Origin of the sequence: Metallumcola ferriviriculae, from assembly GCF_035573695.1 — a bacterium.
GTDB classification, from domain to species: Bacteria; Bacillota; JADQBR01; order JADQBR01; family JADQBR01; genus Metallumcola; species Metallumcola ferriviriculae.
The window spans coordinates 2,319,349-2,336,098 of the sequence record NZ_CP121694.1 but is presented as its reverse complement, the minus strand read 5'-3'; the positions used below and the strand labels follow the sequence as shown (position 1 = coordinate 2,336,098).

17 protein-coding genes are annotated in these 16,750 nt (G+C 44.2%); 16 read left to right on the top strand and 1 reads right to left on the bottom strand.

Going from position 1 to position 16,750, the window contains the following annotated elements; translation table 11 throughout:
• The first annotated feature begins 13 nt into the window (after positions 1 to 13).
• From MFMK1_RS11680 to MFMK1_RS11620, 13 genes are all read left to right on the top strand, one after another.
• Positions 14 to 1,564 carry an acyl-CoA carboxylase subunit beta gene (locus tag MFMK1_RS11680; RefSeq protein WP_366921883.1) on the top strand — a complete coding sequence of 517 codons (1,551 nt, stop codon included), beginning with the start codon at positions 14 to 16 and terminating at the stop codon, positions 1,562 to 1,564.
• A gap of 15 nt (positions 1,565 to 1,579) precedes the next feature.
• Positions 1,580 to 2,005: an OadG family transporter subunit gene (locus MFMK1_RS11675; protein WP_366921882.1), complete on the top strand. Its 426-nt coding sequence runs from the start codon at positions 1,580 to 1,582 to the stop codon at positions 2,003 to 2,005.
• A 5-nt stretch (positions 2,006 to 2,010) separates the two neighbouring features.
• Positions 2,011 to 2,415 carry a biotin/lipoyl-containing protein gene (locus MFMK1_RS11670; protein WP_428846270.1) on the top strand — a complete coding sequence of 135 codons (405 nt, stop codon included), beginning with the start codon at positions 2,011 to 2,013 and terminating at the stop codon, positions 2,413 to 2,415.
• A gap of 34 nt (positions 2,416 to 2,449) precedes the next feature.
• Complete coding sequence (locus MFMK1_RS11665; RefSeq protein WP_366921880.1) at positions 2,450 to 3,586, top strand: sodium ion-translocating decarboxylase subunit beta; 1,137 nt, start codon at positions 2,450 to 2,452, stop codon at positions 3,584 to 3,586.
• 289 nt (positions 3,587 to 3,875) lie between these two features.
• Positions 3,876 to 4,724 (top strand): fumarate hydratase, encoded by an 849-nt coding sequence (locus MFMK1_RS11660; RefSeq protein ID WP_366921879.1) that lies wholly within the window; start codon positions 3,876 to 3,878, stop codon positions 4,722 to 4,724.
• Between the two features lie 11 nt (positions 4,725 to 4,735).
• Entirely contained in the window at positions 4,736 to 5,287 is a 552-nt protein-coding gene (locus MFMK1_RS11655; RefSeq protein ID WP_366921878.1) for a Fe-S-containing hydro-lyase, read from the top strand.
• Between the two features lie 11 nt (positions 5,288 to 5,298).
• Positions 5,299 to 6,528 carry an NAD(P)-dependent malic enzyme gene (locus MFMK1_RS11650; protein WP_366921877.1) on the top strand — a complete coding sequence of 410 codons (1,230 nt, stop codon included), beginning with the start codon at positions 5,299 to 5,301 and terminating at the stop codon, positions 6,526 to 6,528.
• A 396-nt stretch (positions 6,529 to 6,924) separates the two neighbouring features.
• On the top strand, positions 6,925 to 9,624 hold the full coding sequence (locus MFMK1_RS11645; protein ID WP_366921876.1) for a helicase C-terminal domain-containing protein: 2,700 nt from the start codon (positions 6,925 to 6,927) through the stop codon (positions 9,622 to 9,624).
• Between the two features lie 77 nt (positions 9,625 to 9,701).
• Positions 9,702 to 10,049 (top strand): hypothetical protein, encoded by a 348-nt coding sequence (locus tag MFMK1_RS11640; protein ID WP_366921875.1) that lies wholly within the window; start codon positions 9,702 to 9,704, stop codon positions 10,047 to 10,049.
• A 49-nt stretch (positions 10,050 to 10,098) separates the two neighbouring features.
• Positions 10,099 to 10,731: a phosphatidylserine decarboxylase family protein gene (locus MFMK1_RS11635; RefSeq protein WP_366921874.1), complete on the top strand. Its 633-nt coding sequence runs from the start codon at positions 10,099 to 10,101 to the stop codon at positions 10,729 to 10,731.
• On the top strand, positions 10,728 to 11,231 hold the full coding sequence (gene pssA, locus MFMK1_RS11630) for a CDP-diacylglycerol--serine O-phosphatidyltransferase (protein ID WP_366921873.1): 504 nt from the start codon (positions 10,728 to 10,730) through the stop codon (positions 11,229 to 11,231). The genes MFMK1_RS11635 and pssA overlap by 4 nt, the downstream gene beginning before the upstream one ends.
• A 97-nt stretch (positions 11,232 to 11,328) precedes the next feature.
• Positions 11,329 to 11,880 (top strand): glycerol-3-phosphate acyltransferase, encoded by a 552-nt coding sequence (locus MFMK1_RS11625; protein ID WP_366921872.1) that lies wholly within the window; start codon positions 11,329 to 11,331, stop codon positions 11,878 to 11,880.
• A gap of 251 nt (positions 11,881 to 12,131) precedes the next feature.
• Positions 12,132 to 12,884: a hypothetical protein gene (locus MFMK1_RS11620; RefSeq protein ID WP_366921871.1), complete on the top strand. Its 753-nt coding sequence runs from the start codon at positions 12,132 to 12,134 to the stop codon at positions 12,882 to 12,884.
• Between the two features lie 178 nt (positions 12,885 to 13,062).
• Here the strand turns inward: MFMK1_RS11620 and MFMK1_RS11615 are convergent, their stop codons facing one another.
• On the bottom strand, positions 13,063 to 13,449 hold the full coding sequence (locus tag MFMK1_RS11615; RefSeq protein ID WP_366921870.1) for a TIGR04086 family membrane protein: 387 nt from the start codon (positions 13,447 to 13,449) through the stop codon (positions 13,063 to 13,065).
• A gap of 239 nt (positions 13,450 to 13,688) precedes the next feature.
• Between MFMK1_RS11615 and MFMK1_RS11610 the strand changes: the two genes are divergently transcribed.
• The 3 genes from MFMK1_RS11610 to MFMK1_RS11600 are packed head-to-tail and all read left to right on the top strand — an operon-like array spanning position 13,689 to position 16,697.
• The gene (locus tag MFMK1_RS11610; protein WP_366921869.1) at positions 13,689 to 14,657 is read left to right on the top strand and encodes an acyl-CoA dehydratase activase-related protein; all 969 of its coding nucleotides are present in this window, start codon (positions 13,689 to 13,691) and stop codon (positions 14,655 to 14,657) included.
• A complete protein-coding gene (locus MFMK1_RS11605; RefSeq protein WP_366921868.1) occupies positions 14,654 to 15,760 on the top strand; it encodes a CoA protein activase in 1,107 nt (368 codons plus the stop codon). Before MFMK1_RS11610 ends, MFMK1_RS11605 begins: the two co-directional genes overlap by 4 nt.
• Positions 15,735 to 16,697, top strand: a complete 963-nt coding sequence (locus tag MFMK1_RS11600; RefSeq protein ID WP_366921867.1) for an acyl-CoA dehydratase activase — start codon at positions 15,735 to 15,737, stop codon at positions 16,695 to 16,697. Before MFMK1_RS11605 ends, MFMK1_RS11600 begins: the two co-directional genes overlap by 26 nt.
• The last annotated feature ends 53 nt before the right edge of the window (positions 16,698 to 16,750 follow it).

The following is a 16,750-nucleotide window of genomic DNA, read 5'->3' as shown; positions in this document are numbered from 1 at the left end:
GAGGTGAGCTTACATGTCTTTTGATGAAAAATTAAAGGATTTGAAGGAGCAGCAAGACAAAGTATTGGCCGGCGGCGGTGAAAAACGTATTGCCAAACAGCATGAGAAGGGTAAAATGACTGCCAGGGAACGATTAAATCATCTTTTGGATGAAGGAAGCTTTGTAGAAATTGACCAGTTTGTTACCCATAGGTGCAACCAACTGGGGATGGAGAATGTGGAGGCACCAGGAGAAGGTGTAGTTACCGGTTATGGTACCGTAAACGGTCGTTTAGTCTATGTTTATGCTCAAGATTTCACTGTAATTGGTGGAACTTTAGGCGAAATGCATGCGGCCAAGATTTGTAAAGTGTTGGACTTAGCAGTAAAAATGGGTGCTCCGGTAATTGGGCTTAATGATTCCGGTGGAGCAAGAATTCAAGAAGGTGTAGATGCTCTTAATGGTTATGGGGAAATTTTCAAGCGTAATACATTAGCTTCAGGTGTTATTCCTCAAATATCTGTGATAATGGGGCCCTGTGCCGGCGGTGCAGTTTATTCACCAGCACTGACTGATTATATTTTTATGGTGGATAATACGAGCCAAATGTTTATTACCGGACCTCAAGTGATTAAGACTGTAACCGGTGAAGAAGTATCATCGGAAGATTTGGGAGGTTCCAAAACGCATAATCAGACCAGCGGCGTTGCTCATTTTCGGGCACCAACCGAGGACGAATGCATTGAGCAGATTAAAAGACTGCTGAGCTTTATACCGGGTAATAACCTGGAAGAAGCTCCAATTTTAGAAAACAATGATGAAATCGGTCGCCTTGAAGAGGTATTAAATGAGATAGTACCTTCTGATCCCAACAAGCCCTACGATGTCAGGCAGGTAATTAGCAATATAGTAGATAATGGAGACTTTTTCGAAGTTCAAGAAATGTACGCTACCAATATGGTAGTTGGGTTTGCCAGGTTGAATGGTCGTTCTGTCGGCATTATTGCTAATCAGGCGAGAATGCTGGCAGGTTGTTTGGACATAAATGCTTCGGACAAAGCTTCAAGGTTTATTCGTTTCTGTGACTCATTTAATATTCCTATTTTAACAATGGTAGATACACCCGGATATTTGCCAGGAACTCAACAGGAATTTGGTGGTATCATTCGTCACGGCGCTAAGCTGTTATATGCTTATTCAGAAGCTACGGTCCCCAAAATTACGCTGATTTTACGTAAAGCGTATGGCGGAGCTTATCTGGCAATGTGCTCACGCTCATTAGGAGCCGATCAGGTATTTGCTTGGCCCACAGCGGAAATAGCAGTAATGGGACCTGAAGGGGCTGCAAATATTATTTTCCGAAAAGAAATAGCCGATGCAGAAAACCCGCCTGAAGTACGTCAGGAAAAGATAGACGAATATCGGGAGCGGTTTGCCAATCCTTATGTTGCAGCATCTCGGGGCCTTGTAGATGTCGTGTTGGAACCAAAAGAGACGCGGCCTAATCTTATTAAAGCATTGGAAACTTTGGTTACTAAACGGGAAAGCAGGCCGGGTAAGAAACATGGTAACGTACCCGTTTAAAAGGGAGTTGATATTTTGGAAAGTATAAATTTTGCCATTACAGTAACCATTATGGGTATGGGGATAACCTTTCTGGTATTAATTCTTTTGAGTCTAATTTTGGCCACCATGAATAAAGTGTGGGACAGATTCAGTAAGGAAGAATCAGCCCCTCAGCAGGAGGTACAGGTGAGCAAACCTGTAAAACAAGAACAGCCTGTGGTACCTAGTACTGCAGCGCGACTACCGGCAGAGCCCGCTATTGAAGCTATCCCCGGGTCGGTGGTGGCAGCCATCACTGCAGCGCTGGCCGCCATACTGGGGGAGGATTCCCCAGATGTACAGGTTACCGGTGTCAGGCGTGTCGGTACCACAGTGGGAAGCGGTGTGGCCTGGTCTCAGGCCGGACGTAATGAAATTATTAATACCAGACAGCGGTATTTTGAAAGAAAAGGGAGGTAATGAGTGTGAAAAAGTTTCGCGTTACCGTTAACGGTGAATTATATGAAGTAGAAGTAGAGGAAATGGGTGGTACTTCTCAGACTGTTAGGCAAACAGCTAAAGCCCCGGTCAGCGCTCCTAAGCCCGCTGCTGCACCGGCAAAAGCGGCACCGGCGCCAAAACCGGCAGCACCTAAGCCTGCGGCACCAACGGCAGCTGGTGAGCAAGTTGCCGCACCACTGCCGGGTACTGTGCTGGATATCAAGGTAAGCGTCGGGCAGCAGGTTAACGAAGGTGATGTGCTGATTATTCTTGAAGCGATGAAGATGGAAAACGAGGTTACCGCCAGTACAAGCGGTGAAGTCAAAGAAATTCTTGCAGAAAAAGGTGCTACCGTTGGTTCAGGCGATACGTTAGTAGTTATCGGTTGATAAATTGGTCCATTAGGAAAGGAGGGAGTCATGCTTGCTCCTGGAAAAGCTAAGTAATTTTATTGTTAACTGGACAGGATTTTACAACATAGAAATTGGCCAAATAGGTATGATCCTAATAGCAATGCTGCTTCTGTATCTGTCAATTTCAAAGCATTTCGAGCCATTGTTATTGGTACCCATTTCATTTGGTATTCTCTTATCTAATATTCCCAACACCGGCTTGCTGCGGGAACCTTCCGCTGCATTATTTGGTGGACTGCTGCATTACCTGGGTTTGGGGACTTGGTTAGGAATTTATCCACCGCTGATATTTCTCGGCATAGGCGCAATGACCGACTTTGCACCCTTGATAGCTAATCCGGTAACCCTGCTGCTGGGTGCTGCGGCTCAGTTTGGTATTTTCACCAGTTTTCTTGGTGCTATTTTGCTAGGTTTTACACCGGCTCAAGCGGGTGCCATTGGAATTATTGGTGGAGCTGACGGCCCGACCGCCATCTATACCAGCGCGCTGCTGGCACCGGAGATAGCAGCCCCAATTGCTGTGGCGGCGTATTCATATATTGCTTTGGTACCCATGATTCAGCCCCCGGTTATTAAAGCGATGACCAGCAAAGAGGAACGGGCGATAATGATGCATCAGCTGCGTCCGGTTTCTAAAGCTCAGAAAATGATCTTCCCGATAATTGTGGTAGTTCTTGTTGGCTTATTGGTACCTAATGCCATGCCTCTAGTTGGTATGTTGATGTTGGGTAATCTGCTGAAGGAAACCGGTCTGACTGATCGGCTGTCAAAAACCGCCGCCAACGAACTTATGAACATCGTGACAATTTTTCTGATGGTTACGGTGGGTGCCAGTGCTACAGCTGAGAGGTTCTTTACCTTAGAATTTATTGGGATTTTGGCTTTAGGTTTAGCGGCATTTGTCATCGGTACGGCAAGCGGGTTGATCTTTGGTAAGGTTATGTATAAAATGACTGGCGGTAGGGTTAACCCCATTATTGGCGCGGCTGGTGTGTCCGCAGTTCCAGAAGCGGCACGTTTATCGCAAAAACTAGGCAGGGAAGCCAATCCTAAAAGCTTTTTATTGATGCATGCCATGGGACCTAATGTCGCAGGGGTTATTGGTTCGGCAGTTGCAGCAGGTGTATTAATCTCTATTCTACAATAAAATTCTAACTTATAGAAACAAATTTTAGAAATTATAACTTATAGAATTGTTCTAAAAATTAAATATTGAGGCAGGAATGTTTTGGGGAAGAGGGAATATATAAGAAAATAACCTTTTTCCCCGATTTTTTTTGGACATAATAAGTGCAAGGTTTCTACCAATATTTTGGTACATTACTTGCACTTAATAGTATATCTAGGAATTGGTGGGTAGTCCCTGGATATGGTGTGGTAAATTATTTTTTTCTCTGGTCTTGTATACTGTGTGCTAGAGTATAAGTAAAAGGAGGATGGATGTGCGTAAAATTAATTACATTGATGTTGTCAACGCTGTTGCTAAATTGTGCCGTGATGCCAATTACTATCTTGGTGAAGATGTCATTAACGCTTTCGAAACTGGTTTGAAACAAGAAGAATCCCCAACCGGTAAAGGTGTATTGGAACAACTAATTGAAAATGCCGATATTGCTTGCAACGAAGAAGTTCCCATGTGCCAGGATACCGGTGTTGCAGTAGTTTTTCTGGAACTGGGCCAGGACGTATATGTGGAAGGCGGCCTGCTCTACGATGCTGTTGAAGAGGGCGTACGGGAAGGATATCAAACCGGATACCTACGGAAATCAATGGTCGAAAATCCTTTTAAACGCAATAACACCGGGGATAATACGCCGGCCATTATTCATACTAACTTGGTAGCTGGTGACAAATTAAAAATTCTCGTAGCACCTAAAGGAGGCGGCAGTGAAAATATGAGTGCCATAAACATGATGGCACCCGCAGCCGGTGAAGAAGGAGTTAAAGATTTTATCATCGACACGGTACGAAAGGCCGGTCCTAATCCCTGTCCCCCCATTGTGGTGGGTGTTGGCATTGGTGGTAATTTTGAAAAAAGTGCTATGCTGGCCAAGGAGGCTTTGATTCGTCCTATCGGTGAATTAAACAAGGACGAGGATATAGCAAAGATGGAAAAAGAATTGTTGGAAAAGATTAATAATCTTGGCATCGGGCCTCAGGGGATGGGGGGCAGGGTAACCGCATTAGCAGTTCATATTAAGACGCATCCCTGCCACATTGCCAGTTTGCCGGTAGCCGTCAATATAAACTGTCATGCCACTAGGCATAAGTCTGTAGTTCTTTAGGAGGTGCATTAATGGCTAAAAAATATTTGACTTCGCCGCTAACGGATAAGGATGTCGAGGAGTTGGAAATTGGCGACCAGGTGCTTATTTCCGGGACTATTTATACAGCAAGGGACGCGGCACATAAAAGGTTGGTAGATTTGTTGGCGGAAGGGAAAGAATTACCCATCGAGTTGCAGGGGCAGATAATTTATTATGTCGGGCCGACCCCGGCAAAGCCCGGGCAGGTTATCGGCTCTGCGGGGCCTACCACAAGCTATCGTATGGATCCATATGCACCAAAACTGTTAGAAATGGGTTTAAAAGCAATGATTGGTAAAGGCTCTCGTTCTCAAACGGTCAAAGATGCTATGGCGCAATATAAGGGCTGTTATTTGGCGGCTGTTGGCGGTGCCGCAGCTTTGATAGCCAAATCTATTAAGGAAGCTGAAGTGGTGGCTTATCCCGAGTTAGGACCGGAAGCTATCAGAAAACTGCGTGTTGAAGAGTTTCCGGCTGTGGTAATTAATGATTGCCACGGCGGCGACCTTTATCAGGACGGGGTCAAAAAATACCAAAAGTAAGGAGTGGGATTATGGATTATAACGCTGAAGCAATAAAGATGCATCAGGAAAAACAGGGTAAAATTGAGGTAACCAGCAAGGTTCCGGTCAAAGACAGCCACGATTTAAGCATTGCTTATACTCCGGGTGTAGCAGCACCCTGTAAAGAGATACACGCTGATGTGAATAAAGTATATGATTACACCAACAAGGGTAATTTTGTTGCTGTAGTTAGTGATGGTACTGCCGTTTTGGGACTGGGCGATATTGGTGCCGAGGCATCCATGCCGGTAATGGAAGGCAAGGCAGTATTGTTTAAAGCTTTTGCAGGTGTGGATGCTTTTCCAATCTGTGTGGGCACCACGGATGTCGCTAAAATCGTAGAACTGGTCAAGCTTTTAGAGCCCACTTTCGGTGGTGTTAATTTAGAGGACATTGCCGCGCCTGCATGCTTTGAAATTGAAAAACGCCTGAAGAAGGAAACTAAGATTCCGATATTTCATGACGATCAACATGGTACCGCCATTGTAGTCATGGCCGGGATGATCAATGCTTTAAAGATCGTCAATAAGAAGCTTGAAGACATTCGGGTGGTAACCAATGGCGCCGGGGCTGCAGGCATTGCTATTATCAAGCTGCTGCTCAGTATGGGTGTGCGTGATGTTATCATGTGTGACCGCAGGGGCATGATTTACGAAGGTCGTACCGAGGGGATGAACCCCGCTAAAGAAGAAATAGCTGAGGTTACTAACCGTAAGAAAAGAAGTGGTAGTCTGGCGGATGCTCTTGCGGGCGCTGATGCATTTATCGGTGTATCCGGACCAGAATTGGTCAGCCCGGCTATGGTGAGTGACATGGCAGAAGGTGCCATAATTATGGCTATGGCTAATCCTGTACCAGAAATTATGCCTGACTTGGCTAAAGAAGCGGGAGCAAAAGTGGTATGCACCGGGCGGTCTGATTTTCCTAATCAGGTGAATAATGTACTGGCTTTTCCGGGGATTTTCCGCGGTGCTCTTGATACTCGTGCTACTGATATTAATGAAGATATGAAGGTTGCCGCGGCCTATGCAATCGCCGGCTTGATTTCGGCGGAGGAACTTGACGAAGATAATGTCATTCCCCGTGCCTTTGACCCCAGGGTTGCGCCTGCGGTGGCTAAAGCAGTTGCCGCAGCAGCCATAAAAAGCGGTGTTGCGCAGTTAAAGGTTGACCCCGAAGAAATTGCGGAGAAAACCAGAAGATTAGCTGGTGCTAAGTAGTAATTTAATAACGTCCGAACCCCGAAAGGGGTTTAGGACACGTATCTAGACGGTCCGGTCAGGATTAATACCTTGCGTGAACGGGATCGCGAAGGAATGAGCTCACACACCTCCAGGCAGTGTCACATAGAAGACTTGCCAGCTTTGCTGGCTTAGTCGCACTTGTACCCGCGGGTGCAACTCAGACCCTGCGGGCCTTCAGACAGGATGACACTGCTTTTCTTCCTGTGTGTTCGCTCCTTGAACTTTGCGCCCTGATTGTTCACTCAAGGTAATAATCCTGACCTCCCCTGAATTTGTCTACGGTCTAAACCCCGAAAGGGGTTTTCTTTTTTGTACTACACAGCGCCTGTCATTTTTAGTACAATAACAAAGGAGAGAATGGAGGGACGGACTATGGTAAAATACCCGGCGGTTGTGGTGCTAGATGTGGAAACCAGCGGCCTTGATCCTAAAGGGGACTGCATTATTGAGGTTGGAGCTGTGAAACTCCAGCAGGGTGAGATTGTGGACAGATACCATTCTCTGATTTTTTTTGATGGGGATTTAAGTACGCCTATCAGTCAACTCACCGGTATTTCCTCTGCTGAATTAAAGGATGCCCCTTCATGGGGTGAAGTTCATGGTGACCTGGGGAAGTTCTGCGGTAGTTCGGTGGTTGCCGGTCATAATATCGCCTTTGACGTGGGCTTTCTTTCTGCCGCAGGATTTACGACGTCGGCCGGTATAATCGATACCTTGACGCTGGCAAGGGTATTTTTCCCACTTTTTTCATCCCATTCCCTGGATTACCTGCAAAAGAGACTATTGTCCCATACCGGAGTCCGACATCGTGCTTTGGGAGACGCTGAAAGCACTGCTTTACTGCTGCAGCTATTCTTTGAGAAGATATATAATCTTGATGTTAATACAGTGCACAGAGTGATTAATGTGGCTTCAAACTGGGAAGGTAAGTTGGCTTTTACCTTAGCCTTGGAAAATATGGCTTGGGATGTTGATAGTGTTGAGAAAAAGGAGCGGGACAAAGATAAGGATAAACCTGCGGTTAACTCTGAACTTCCATTTACAAAGGAAGCTGTCCGAGAAATATTTATCGGCTCTGAAGGCATGGCCTCCGTTTTTGAGCATTACGAACAAAGGTCCCAGCAGTTGGATATGACTGAATTTGTTTACCATTCATTGGCTGAGGATGGTTTTTTAGTGGTGGAAGCAGAAACTGGGACCGGCAAGACATTGGCGTATTTGGTGCCAAGTGCCGTATGGTCTTTAAACAGCGGGCAGAGGGTGATGATAAGCACTAATACTTTAAGCTTGCAGCAGCAGCTGTGGGAAAAGGATATACCGTTATTAAAACGGATACTGCCTGCCGATTTTCAGGCGGCCTTGATTAAGGGGAGGACTAATTATTTATGCCTGAGAAAATGGAATTATTGGTTGGCCCAAGGTGAAGCCCTGCCTGAACAAATGCGTGAATTCTTAATCACTGTGTTAATATGGCAAACCCGTACCGGGACAGGAGATAAAGCTGAACTAAACATAAAGCAAAGACAGTATGAATTATGGCAAAAAATGGCCGCGGAGGGAGAAACCTGCTGGGGTAGTTCTTGCACATGGTTTAAGTCCTGTTATGTTACCCGAGTGAAACGTAAAGCGGCTGGAGCGAATATTATTGTAGCCAACCATGCGTTGGTTTTAGCGGATGCATTCTCTGAAGTAAAAGTGCTGCCTGAATATAGCAGGTTGATCATCGATGAAGCCCACCATTTTGAAGAAACAGTAGCCAGACAGTTAGGACGAACAATTCAGCATCAACAATTAATAGGACTGGTACAAGATATTGCCGCTCAAAAAGCTCCTATTCAATTCGCTGCAGTCTTTCCCCAAGGAAACCTTGTTAAACTGCATGAAAATGCCAAAGAGTTAGCTGAGGACATCAGACAATTGGCTGCTATTACTACTGAATACTTAGAGCAATGCAGTGAAAAAAGTTTAAGGATTACCCCGGTTGTGGCAGCATCTCCTTTTTGGCAGCAGTGGCATAAAATGGCCCAGATAGTGCAGGATAAGTTTAAATATATTTTTGAATTGCTGCAAGAATTAGAGGATGAGATCGATCGGATGGATTTGCAGACAGAAGCGTGGGTCAAGGAATTGCAGGGATTGGAAAACAAGGTGGGAAATATTATTACCTATTTCCAAGAGATATTTTTGGTGAATGATAGAGATTTCGTTACTTGGTTTGAGTTAACTGGGGCAAAAGCAGTTATTTGGAACCGGCGCCCAATTAATGTTGGGCCCTTATTACAAGACTTCTATGCGGAGTATGATAGTCTGGTATTTACATCTGCTACCTTGACTATTGCCAATCGATTCAAGTTTTTTGCAAACAGTCTTGCTTTAACGGATTGGCCCGCGGAGTACAAACAGGTAGCATCGCCTTTTGATCATCGGGTTCAATCGGTTATATGTGTTCCCAAAGATTTACCGCCTGCAAACAGTGAAAAGTTTTTAGAAAAATCCGTACCATTAATCGAACAAATTATTTCATCTGTCGGAGGATCAACACTGGTGTTGTTTACCTCCCACAAGATGCTCCGTGATTGCTATTATCCATTAAGGAGCTCTTTTAAGGGAACTGGTATTAAGATATTGGGGCAGGGTATTGACGGTGACCGATGGCAGTTGGTAGAAGAGCTTAAAAATAATTCAAATGCTGTCATACTCGGGGCCCAAAGCTTTTGGGAAGGCGTGGATATTCAAGGAGATAACCTGCGCTGTGTGATTATGATGCGCCTGCCATTCCTACCACCGACTGACCCTTCTGTGGCTGCTCGGCTAGAGCAGTTGGAGGAACAGCAAAAGAACTCATTTTATCATTTGAGTTTGCCGCTGGCTATTCTTCGTTTTAAGCAGGGTATCGGTAGATTAATTCGCAGCAAAAGGGATCGGGGTGTAGCAGTAATATTAGACAGTCGGATTATCAGCAAACGTTATGGCAGCTACTTTTTTAGTTCTCTACCGGGCACCGGTGTAAAATTATTGGACTCAAAAAATCTAGTAGCTGAAATGGAAATTTTTTTTAATCAGAAAAAATAATGGTTTTGGGCAGGATTCGGGACGTTTCCGGGAGAATTAATATAAGGCAATTTTTCGCAAATGGTGAGGTGTACAGATTGTCTGTTAGTAATGCACAAATATGTCATATAACCATCGACGCGTCTAAACTCAATTGTTTGGATGACCGTAATTTCTACCAATTGGTAGCATTAGAGATAGTTGGCCAGTTGTTGAAGAAGGCGCCATGTGAAAGCCTATTAAACATTCCAGTTCCCAAAAACCATTACTACTTCCGACTGTTTTTACAAGCGGTTCGGGAAGTGCTTCCTGTGGAGCATGGGACCGTTTTAATAGTGCTGCGCAATCAGCACCTCTTAACTGATTTGCGAAAGGAACGATTTATGGCATTGTTTAAATTGGATAAAGGCCGCACCTGTCAGAAAATTGGACTGGTTCTGACTTAACTGATTGCTGGGAAGATGTGCTGTGGAGAAGAATTGAGGAGGAAACTAGTTGCGTAAATTTCCTGTTGCAAGGGAAGCTTGGACCTATGTAGCTATATTAATGCTGCCGGCGGTTGCAGCTTATTTGTTTTTTATCCCCGGTTTTATTGTAATTTTGCTGGCAATAGCAGGGGTTATTTTCTTTTTCCGTAATCCGAGGAGAGTGGTCCCACAGCAGCCCGGACTTATTGTTTCTCCGGCAGACGGCAAGGTTATTGAAGTGGCAAAAGTGACCGAAGACCAATTTCTTAATGGACCGGCACTAAAAATCAGCATCTTCCTAAACATCTTTAACGTGCACATAAACAGAATGCCTATCGCTGGAGAGATAGGATGGGTGCGCTACTTTCCGGGAAAGCATCTCCCTGCGTTTAACGAAGAAGCAAGTAGGGTAAATGAACGTAATTACGTAGCCATCGATGGGGAATGCAAGGTATTGGTTACCCAAATTGCCGGCCTGGTGGCACGGCGAGTGGTTTGTGATGTGGATAAGGGTAGACAGCTCAAACGAGGCCAAATCTTTGGCTTAATTAAATTTGGGTCCTGCACTGAGGTCTATGTACCTGCGGATGTTGAGGTTCTTGTTAGCAAAGGGGAAACAGTGAAGGGCGGGGAAACCGTTCTTGGGAGGTTAAAAATGTGAAGAAACATATTTCCAACTGTTTCACCTTAGGCAATTTAATGTTGGGTATTACGGCTCTGGTATTAGTGTTACGCAACGATTTCCAGGCGGCATCATTGATGATTCTGCTGGCCGGGGTTTTTGACGGTCTGGACGGAAAAGTTGCCCGGCGGATGAACAGTACATCTTTTTTCGGTAAGGAACTTGACTCACTGTCCGACATGGTGTCTTTCGGCGTAGCGCCGGCAATTCTAATGTATGCACAGTTCTACCAGGTACAAACAATTTTTTGGTACTTTTTATTTCCCGCTTTTTTTGCACTGTGCGGTGCGATTAGATTGGCACGGTTTAATACATTGAATATCAGCGAGTATTTCCTTGGCATTCCAATTCCTTTGGCAGGCGGATTAGTGGCTGTCTTTGGTTTATTCGCCCGTGAAAGTAGTTTGCTTTGGGTATCGGTTTTGTTGATTTCATTAGGATTTTTGATGATTAGTAACATAAAAGTACCGAAGTATTAATTGTTACTGAATAGGAATTAGGCTTTATAGGCAATTCTGGCATATTCCCTGTTGGACAAACATATGGTTTGTTAAATAACCATTTGGAGGGATTTAAATGCCGGAATTTTTTCTTTTTAGTGCGTTTGCGGCATTGATTGGTGCCCTGCCCGTGAAATACCTTTTCCTACAGATTAAGAATACCCCTCTATTGAAACAAAACGAGGGAAGACTGACTGTAAAAGACTTAATTACCCATATCGGATTTGAAATGATAGCATTGATTACTGTATTGGAATTGATAAAAGGTTTGCTTGTTGCGGTGTTGGCATTGAATTTTTGGACCGACTGGCAATGGATGGCTGCTTGGGGCATCTTAAGCGCCATTTTGGTTGAGCAGATAACTCATCAGAAATTTCGTCAGAAGGGTTTACCATTATTTTGCGGCGGGTTATTGGTGGTTGCTCCTGCTATGCTGAAGATATTTTTGGCATTGTGGCTGTCACTACTGATATTAAGCCGCAATCTTTATTTAGCCCAAGTTGCGGCAGCTGCTCTGTTAATGACTATACTTTATCTGTCTCGGGAGCCGAACTATTTAGTTTTTCTCACAGCGGGGTACTTGGCTGTATCTCTTTGGGTATATCTTGGATTACATTTTAAATCTTGATTAACTAAGCACCATTTCGCCGCCAACTCATATAATGATAGCGTAAACTGATTTAAAGAGGTGATAAACGGTGCGTGTAATTTTTATTCCACTGCCCAACTTTCTAAAGAACATTCTGCGACAAGTTTTAGGGCAATGAGAGAGCCCCACGCTCTCTCAGTTTTCTTGGCATAAAACATCTGCGGTCCCTGTAATATGTAAAAAGGGATTTTGTATTTTGAACGTATTCGCGGATGGGCAGGTGTCAGGTGGTGGACAAAAGGTTAATGTGGGTACCCGGAATGATATTATTTAGTATTGCAATATTCAGTACGCTATATATTCATGGGAACCCCTTACCGGCACGGTCCGGCAATGCTACCAGCACGATCAGTCACCCGCTTGCGGCGGTAAGCAGTATGTATCGTTCGGTAGAGCAGGGGGACTGGCACCGGCTTGAGCGAAAGATATCGCAGCAGGCTTGGGATAAGTTAAATAAAAGCGGATTTTTAAAGTATTGGCAGTTGCAGCTTGCCAAAGATAGTAGTATTGATTATGTCTCTTTCGTAGTGATGCGTTGGGGAGAAGCAGATAGTGATACTACTTGGGTGCTTGGGCGTGCTGTATGGGTTTCTGCTAAAGATGTAATCCCCGACACCACACAAAAAGTTATCCTTAAAAAATCCAAAAATAATTGGCTGATAGACGATATTATCTTTTATCCCGTTGTTGACCAGGTCGGTCAGTTTTTCGCGGCGGTTTCCCAACAAAATTGGGATGCAGCAGGTGATTTAGCTGGAGAAGCAGCTGTCTTGAGTGTGATGTCGAGACAACAGTTTAAAGGCATAATGCGGTACTTGCCTGAGGACTTTGCTGTTGTTGACGGGGAGGCATGGGTGAAAGGACAATTGGTTACAGGTCAACCAGATGACGCAATAATTCAAGAAGTAAATGTACACCTTAAAAAGCATGATGGCAGGGAATGGCGTATTACTGATATTGTTGGCACCGCAGCAGAGAAATAGTGCTTGAGGAGACGGAGATTATGAAAAAGTCCGGCGTTCTTACTTTTAGGATGGTTGTGGCTGCATTTTTCATCTTAACTGGAATTGTATTAGTGATACTAAGCTTATAAATTAACCAAAGAAGGTGCGACCGTGGTCGCACCTTCTTTAGCTGTATCTTTTGATTATTACCTTTAAATCACATCGCCGCCACGGCGGAAATCCCGCCTAATATGCCGGCAAGCAGGGTGTATACTAACTTAACAGATAGAGTTGTTAGTGTAAGGGTCTGAGGCGTAAAAACGAGTCCAATTAATATTAGGAGAAAAAAGAAACCCAGGCCTACCAAAAACCCAACGATCAATCCTTTTCCGCCGGCTCTTCTTGCCGCAATATTTCCGCCGACAAAGACACTTACTAAGAGAATGATTAAAGACGTCAGTGAAAGAAATTTTTCTGACAGTGGTGATATATACACTGCTAAAGCAGCGATAAATGTAAAAATAAGAGTTAATACCAGTGAGGTAACAACGCCTTTAAAGACGGAGTTCAATGTGCTAGGATACGTCGATACAGTTGTTTTCATTTGTTTAGGGTCACCTCCAATACTTTTTATAAACAATATGCTATTGAAGCGAAAATATGCTTTGGTGTCAATTGCATTGACTTTGCCAGGAATTATTTGGCTGCTAAGAGCAAAATAAACAGGAATTTTGTTTCCTGATGTGGAAGAACCTTACAGAAAACTTTCCGTCGAACGTACTCAGGCATGTTTTTGTAACCTACGCAATAAAGTTCTTATAGGGTTTAGATAGGGGTGTTTACATGAAGGAGACGATTGGTTACCCGACTGCGTTAAGCTATTATTCTTACTACCCTTTTTGGAATGCTTTTTTTACAACGTTAGGGTTTTCCGTTGTCATTTCACCAGCTTCCTCAAAGCAGATAATCGACTGGGGTGTTAAAGAGACGGTGAATGATGCATGTATTCCCATAAAACTTTTTCATGGTCATGTGATGTCACTGAAGGATAGGGTGGATTATTTGTTTGTTCCCAGGATGGTCAGCGTAGACGGCAAAACAACATTTTGCCCTAAGTTCTTGGGTTTACCCGATATGGTTCGATGGTCAATACCTGATCTACCTCGGTTAATTGATGAGCGTATTGATTTAAAGAAAGGTGCTCGAGGTTTATTATCAACTTGTTACAAAATAGGCAATTTCCTGAAGCAAAACCCTGCCAGGGTGTTTTATGCTTATTTGGTGGCTCAGTGGGTCCATAGACAGTATCAAGACAATCTTAATCGAGGAATTTTCCCAAACAAGATTTTGCCTTCAAAAGAGACCGGCAGGGGTTTAAATAGTATTGAGACCGAAATTAGGATAGCCGTTTTGGGATATCCTTACGAAATTTACGATAGTTATATCAGTGTAAATCTGCTGCAAAAATTGAATGAAATGGGTGTCGCAGTGCGAACGGTGGAAATGCTGTCCAACAAAGTACTTGGTGGATATCGTCACCGGTTATCGAAAAACCTTTTTTGGCAGTATTCCAATCGGGTGCTCTGGGCTACGTATCACTACTTGGAAAAAAAAATAGACGGTATAATCCATGTGTCTGCCTTCGGCTGCGGTCCGGATGCCATGCTGGATAAATTAATGCAGCTAGAGGCGAAGAAACATGATATTCCTTTCATGACGCTGACGTTGGATGAACATACCGGTGAGGCAGGAGTGGTGACACGATTGGAAGCGTTTGTGGATATGGTGCGCTTTCGGCGTGAGAGCTCATGAGGGTTACTTTCCCCCATATGGGGACCTCTCATATTGCCTTTAAACATTTGATAAACAACTTAGGTCATGAAGCGATTGTTCCGCCTGCCCCAAGTAAGCGAACTTTATCTTTAGGGGTCCGGCATGCACCGGAATTTGCATGTATCCCGTTTAAGATACTGTTGGGTAGTTACATAGAAGCGCTGGAAAACGGTGCAGAAATGATAATCTCTTCAGGAGGGGTAGGACCGTGCCGCGCGGGAATTTATGGATTGCTGCATGAAGAAATTCTTAAGGATTTAGGTTACGATTTTGAAATGTTAATTTTCGAGCCGCCGCTACGGGGTTTATTGGACTTCATCAAAAAAATTGGCAGGGTTATCAGACCTACTAGAGTAAGTTGGCCAACATTCATAAAAGTGTTCAAGACTTCCTGGCAGAAGTTAATTATCCTTGATGAGACGGAAATTTTGTCCCATCAGATCCGTCCTTATGAAGTGATTCGAGGGGAAACCACCAGAGCTTTTAAAGAAGCGCTTACTTTAATTGATAAGGCCGAAACCAGACAAGAACTTGACAGTGCAGGACAGGCGGCAGAGATGCTGCTAAGGGATGTTACCCAAGACCGGTCCAGAAAACCGCTGCGTATAGGGCTAATCGGGGAAATATACGTGGTGTTAGAACCTTTCATAAACCTAGATATAGAAAAAACTTTGGGGGAAATGGGCGTGGAAACCCATCGGTCCATTTATCTAACGGACTGGACCAGGGATAATACGGTGTTTGACGGAGAAAAGGACATTAAGAATGCTGCTAAGCCCTATCTAAATCAATTGATAGGAGGTCATGGTATAAATTCTGTCGGTGAAACAGTACTCTATGCCAGCAACGGCTTCGATGGTGTTATTCAGTTGGCACCGTTTACCTGTATCCCGGAAATTGTTGCTAAGAGCATTCTTAATAGGGTCAGCCGTGACTTAAACATACCGGTATTGACCTTGTTTTTGGATGAACAAACGGGAACAGCCGGTGCTCAAACCCGACTGGAAGCGTTTACAGATTTATTATTACAAAAGCGAAGGAACAAGGGGGATTTGGATGCAACAGGGATTTTTGGGAATTGACGTAGGGTCTGTGAGCACCAATTTCGTGATACTGGCCGAAGACGCCCGGGTAATAGAAACCTTATATATTAGAACCAAAGGACAGCCTATTAAAACCATCAAAGCAGGATTACAGCATGTACGTAATATCTTGAAAGGAAAGATGGAAATAATTGCTGCAGGAGCTACCGGGAGTGCGAGAAATCTTTCCGGTATAATGGTCGGTGCTGATATAATCAAAAATGAAATTACTGCCCACGCTGTGGCAGTATCGCGAATTATTCCGGATGCGCAGACTATTTTTGAGATAGGCGGGCAGGATTCTAAAATAATTATTCTCCGTAATGGTATTGTTACTGATTTTGCCATGAATACTGTCTGTGCAGCAGGTACAGGCTCGTTTTTAGATCAGCAGGCCAGTCGGTTGAGCATTCCCATAGAAGATTTCGGGAAAATGGCCCTGGCAGCCAGGAACCCGGTGCGTATCGCTGGGCGCTGCGGCGTATTTGCCGAATCTGATATGATACATAAGCAGCAACTTGGGTATAATTTAGAGGAGATTATCGCCGGCCTTTGCGAGGCTCTAGTAAGAAATTACCTTAATAATGTTGGTAAGGGTAAAGAAATACTTGCTCCAATAGTTTTTCAGGGCGGAGTTGCTGCCAACGGCGGTATTGCCAAGGCCTTTGAAGAAATTTTGGGGCAGAAGGTAACTGTTCCAAAATATTATGATGTAATGGGAGCCCTAGGCGTGGCTTACCTAGCGCTTCGTAACTATCGGGAAACGGGCATAACTAAGTTTAAGGGTCTAGTTACCGCGGACTATGAATTTATTGCTAAAAGCTTTGAGTGTAAAGGCTGTGCAAATAACTGTGAGATTATCAATATTCACCAAAATGATTCCTTATTGGCGCGGTGGGGGAGCCGCTGCGGCAAATGGGAACATCTGGATCATTAAAATGTGACGGGTTGGTTGCTTTGTTAAAGTTGACAAGAAGGAACTTTGGTAGT